The 4,079-nt window shown below is 71.6% G+C and carries 6 protein-coding genes; all 6 read left to right on the top strand.

Annotated features, from left to right (window positions below):
• The first annotated feature begins 296 nt into the window (after nucleotides 1-296).
• The 6 genes from AOJ26_RS07405 (at nucleotide 297) to AOJ26_RS07430 (ending at nucleotide 4,076) form a co-directional block, all read left to right on the top strand.
• On the top strand, nucleotides 297-641 hold the full coding sequence (locus tag AOJ26_RS07405; protein WP_053847383.1) for a DUF3817 domain-containing protein: 345 nt from the start codon (nucleotides 297-299) through the stop codon (nucleotides 639-641).
• Nucleotides 638-931 carry an MTH1187 family thiamine-binding protein gene (locus AOJ26_RS07410; RefSeq protein ID WP_053847384.1) on the top strand — a complete coding sequence of 98 codons (294 nt, stop codon included), beginning with the start codon at nucleotides 638-640 and terminating at the stop codon, nucleotides 929-931. The genes AOJ26_RS07405 and AOJ26_RS07410 overlap by 4 nt, the downstream gene beginning before the upstream one ends.
• 137 nt (nucleotides 932-1,068) lie before the next feature.
• A complete protein-coding gene (locus tag AOJ26_RS07415) occupies nucleotides 1,069-1,821 on the top strand; it encodes a hypothetical protein (protein WP_053847385.1) in 753 nt (250 codons plus the stop codon).
• Nucleotides 1,818-2,498 carry a DUF4166 domain-containing protein gene (locus AOJ26_RS07420; protein WP_053847386.1) on the top strand — a complete coding sequence of 227 codons (681 nt, stop codon included), beginning with the start codon at nucleotides 1,818-1,820 and terminating at the stop codon, nucleotides 2,496-2,498. Before AOJ26_RS07415 ends, AOJ26_RS07420 begins: the two co-directional genes overlap by 4 nt.
• Nucleotides 2,495-3,145 (top strand): TetR/AcrR family transcriptional regulator, encoded by a 651-nt coding sequence (locus AOJ26_RS07425; protein ID WP_053847387.1) that lies wholly within the window; start codon nucleotides 2,495-2,497, stop codon nucleotides 3,143-3,145. Before AOJ26_RS07420 ends, AOJ26_RS07425 begins: the two co-directional genes overlap by 4 nt.
• Before the next feature lie 31 nt (nucleotides 3,146-3,176).
• The gene (locus AOJ26_RS07430; protein WP_053847388.1) at nucleotides 3,177-4,076 is read left to right on the top strand and encodes an SMP-30/gluconolactonase/LRE family protein; all 900 of its coding nucleotides are present in this window, start codon (nucleotides 3,177-3,179) and stop codon (nucleotides 4,074-4,076) included.
• The last annotated feature ends 3 nt before the right edge of the window (nucleotides 4,077-4,079 follow it).

Below are 4,079 nucleotides of genomic sequence, written 5' to 3' on the forward strand. Positions count from 1 at the left end.
CACCCCGTCCCCTCACCGCCGTGAGCGTCTGCACGAGCGTCCACATGACCCACCCAGGGGCGCGGGGAACTGCGCGACCAGCCCCCACCGGCCCGCAGTCGCTTGAGGTCGAGGCCAACGGTTCGTCGTGGCGCGGGTGAGTGCGTCTACTCAGGGGCGCGGGGAACTGCGCGACCGGCCACGACGGACCCGCAGTCGCCCCCGGCACAAGGCCCCCCGAACCCGTTTGTCACAATGGAGGCACGCTTGTGCGTTCGTTCACAAGCTGTCGACCGACCTCCCACCGAAGGTGACCCGTGGACCTCAAGACAGCCTCCGCCATCCGACGCCTCCGCCTGGTCTCCGCTCCCGAGGCGATCTCGTTCCTCGTTCTGCTCATCTGCTCGGTGCTGAAGCGGACCACGGACTTCAACGCCGTCCCGGTGATGGGCTATGTGCACGCCTTCCTGTTCATCCTGTACGTGATCTTCTGGCTCGACGCCTGGAACCGCACCAAGTGGTCCGCGAAGACCGGGATCTGGTACTTCGTGCTCTCCGTGCTGCCCACCGGCGGCTTCTTCGCCGAGCGCAGGCTCAAGCGTGAGGCCGAGGACGCCGTGATCGCCTCCCGGGCCCGCCAGGAAGGGATCGTGAACGCATGATCGTCGCCTTCTCCGTGACCCCGCTCGGGGTCGGCGAGGACGTGGGGGAGTACGTCGCCGACGCGGTGCGGATCGTGCGCGAGTCGGGGCTGCCCAACCGCACCGACGCCATGTTCACCTCGATCGAGGGCGAGTGGGACGAGGTCATGGACGTCGTGAAGCGTGCTGTGGCCGCCGTGGAGGCACGGGCGCCGCGCGTGTCGCTGGTGCTCAAGGCGGACATCCGTCCCGGAGTCACGGACGGTCTGACCTCCAAGGTGGAGACGGTGGAACGGCACCTCGCCGGCTGACCAGTTCAGACGAACCCCGGCCCGCGCGGGCCGGGGTTTTCTCGTGCCCGCTGATTGAGCAGTCGCTCAAAAACGTGTACCTTCCCTTCCTGAGAGTTTGAGCGGTCGCTCAAACACCGAGCTCACCTGGGGGAACATTGGGGCTCTACATAGAGGCACGCATCCGTGCCGATCTCGACGACCTCTGGACGCGGACCCAGGAGCCGTCCCAGCACCAGCGCTGGGATCTCCGCTTCACCCGCATCACCTACCTCCCGCACGAGGCGGACGAGCCGCAGCGCTTCCGCTACGCCACACGCGTGCTGCCCGGTCTCACCGTCGCCGGCACCGGTGTCGCCGCGGGGGAGCGCGAGCGCCCCGACGGCACCCGCACCTCCGCCCTGCGCTTCTCCTCCCCGCACCCCCTCTCGCTCCTGGCGGAGGGCAGCGGCTACTGGCGCTACCTTCCGGACGGCGACGGCGTCCTCTTCCTCACCGGCTACGACTACCGCCCCCGCTGGGGCCGCTTCGGCGCCGTGGCCGACCGCCTGCTGTTCCGTCCCCTGATCGGCTGGGCGACCGCCTGGTCCTTCGACCGGCTGAGACTGTGGCTGGAACGCGGGATCACCCCGGAGCGGGCCCTGCGGAACTGGCTCGCCGAGCTCCTGGTCCGCGCCCTCGTCGTGCTCGTCGCCGGCACCGGCCTCGGCCTGGAGCGCTTCCTGCACCTCTTCGGCCCGCTGGCCGCGCCGATGGCCTACCTCTCGCCGCTCCTCCTCGCCCTCGCCATCTGCGTGGCCCTGTTCAAGTCGCCCCTGCCCGGCACCCCGGCCGCCCGGCGCTGTCTGCGCCGGCCCTCCACACGCGTGCGTGCGCCGCGTGTCCTGCGCACCCTGGAGACCCCGCGATGACCTCGATGTTCCGCACGGTGATGGGCGCCGACTTCGACCGCCTCCACCCCCGGCTCCAGCGCCGCTTCTCGGTCGGGCTGGCGTCCGGCGAGGCCTGCACCGGCCGGGGCGTGATGGACCGCGTCTGGCACGGCGGGGCCTTCGTGAAGCCCTTCCTGGCCCTCGGCGCGACCCGCAACATCCTGGTGCCGACACCAGGACGGAACGTGCCCTTCGTGATCGAGAACGTGCCCTACGTGGACACCCACGGCCGTGAGACGGTGACCTTCGTGCGCACCTTCCGCCTGCCCGGCCGCCCCCGCCGCTTCGACGCCCAGATGGTGCTGAGCCCCAAGGGCGACCGCATCCTCGACTACCTCGGCACCCACCAGCACCTGGCCAGCGAGCTCCACTTCAGCGCCGAGCCCGACGGCTCGCTGCTGATCCGCTCGGGGGAGCACCGGTTCCGGGAGGGCGTGGTCGACGCCCGGGTGCCCGAGCTGATCGGCGCGACGGCGGAGGTGAGGGAGTCGTACGACGACCGGGCGGGCCGCTTCCGCATCCGGGTCCGGGTCGTCAACCGGTACTTCGGCCCGCTCTTCGGCTACGAGGGGTCCTTCGAGGCGACGTACAGCGACATCACGACGTGCGGGGTCCGCCCCGGCCTCCGTCCCGTGCGCGAGGAGTCGCGCGCGTGAGTCCCGAGTCCGCCAAGTCCCTGGAGACCAAGACCAAGCTGCTCGACGGCGCCCTGCGCACGCTCACCGAACAGGGCATCGCCAAGACCTCCGCCCGCACGGTCGCGGCGGCCGCGGGCGTCAACCAGGCGTTGGTCTTCTACCACTTCGGCACGGTCGACGAACTGCTCGCCGCGGCCTGCCGCTACGGGGCCGAGCGCTCGGTGGCCCGCTACCGGCAGCGGCTGGCCGAGGTGACCTCGCTGTCCGAACTGCTCGCGGTGGGACGGCGGGTCCACGAGGAGGAGCGGGCCGGAGGCCATGTGGCCCTCCTCGGCCAGCTCCTGGCCGGCGCCCAGACCCACGCCACCCTCGGCCCCGCCACCGCCGCGGGCCTCGAACTGTGGATCACCGAGATCGAGCAGGTCCTCACCAGAGTCCTCGCGTCCACCCCCTTCGGCGAGTTCGCCGACCCCGCGGGCCTGGCCCGGGCGGTGGCCGCGTCCTTCGTGGGCATCGAGCTGTACGAGGGCGTCGACGCGGCGGGCGCCACGTCGGCCCTGGACGCCCTGGAGCAGCTCGGCGTGCTCGTCGCCGCACTGGAGGACCTCGGGCCGGTCGCCCAGCGCGCGGTGCGCCACCACCTCCGGCGGACCGGCCGCCGCTGACCCCGTCCCACCCCTACCGAGAGGACCCCCGGTGCCCGACAGCCTCTACGAGATCCTGGACGACCGCTTCCTGCCCTGCACCAAGGGCGACAGCAGGCTGGAAACCCTCCACGACGGCAGCCGCTGGGCCGAGGGACCCCTGTACCTGCCCGCCTGGCGCCAGCTCGTCTGGAGCGACATCCCGAACGACCGCATCCTGCGCTGGGACGAGGCCACCGGCGCGGTCGGCGTCTTCCGCTCCCCGGCCGGCAACAGCAACGGCATCACCGTCGACCGGCAGGGCCGGCTCGTCACCTGCGAACAGGGCAACCGCCGCGTCACCCGCACCGAGCCCGACGGCACGGTGACCGTGCTGGCCGAGCGCTGGCAGGGCAAGCGCCTGAACAGCCCGAACGACGCCGTCGTACGCTCCGACGGCACGATCTGGTTCTCCGACCCGGACTTCGGCATCCTCAGCGATTACGAGGGGCACCGGGCCGAGTCGGAGATCGGGGCCTGCCATGTGTACCGGATCGATCCGGGCACGGGCGAGGTGTCCCTCGCCGCGGACGGCCTCGACGGTCCCAACGGGGTGATCCTCTCGCCCGACGAACGGCGGCTGTACGTCTCCGACTCACGGGCCGCCCGGATCCACCGGTACGACGTCCACGCCGACGGCACGCTCTCGCACGGCGAGGTCTTCGCCGAGGCCCCCGACGGCGTCCGCTTCGACAACATCCGCTTCGACGACGAGGGCCGGCTGTGGGCCGCCGCCCTGACCGACGGCATCCACTGCTACGACCCCGACGGCACGCTGATCGGCCGGGTCCGGGTGCCGGAGCGGGTGGCCAACGTGACCTTCGGCGGCCCGAAGGGGAACCGGATGTTCATCGCGGCGACGAGTTCGCTGTACTCGCTGGTGATGTCGGTGACGGGGGCGGGGCGGGTGTAGGGG

The sequence above is a fragment of the Streptomyces sp. NRRL B-24085 genome (assembly GCF_001282115.1).
In the GTDB taxonomy this organism is placed as follows: domain Bacteria; phylum Actinomycetota; class Actinomycetes; order Streptomycetales; family Streptomycetaceae; genus Streptomyces.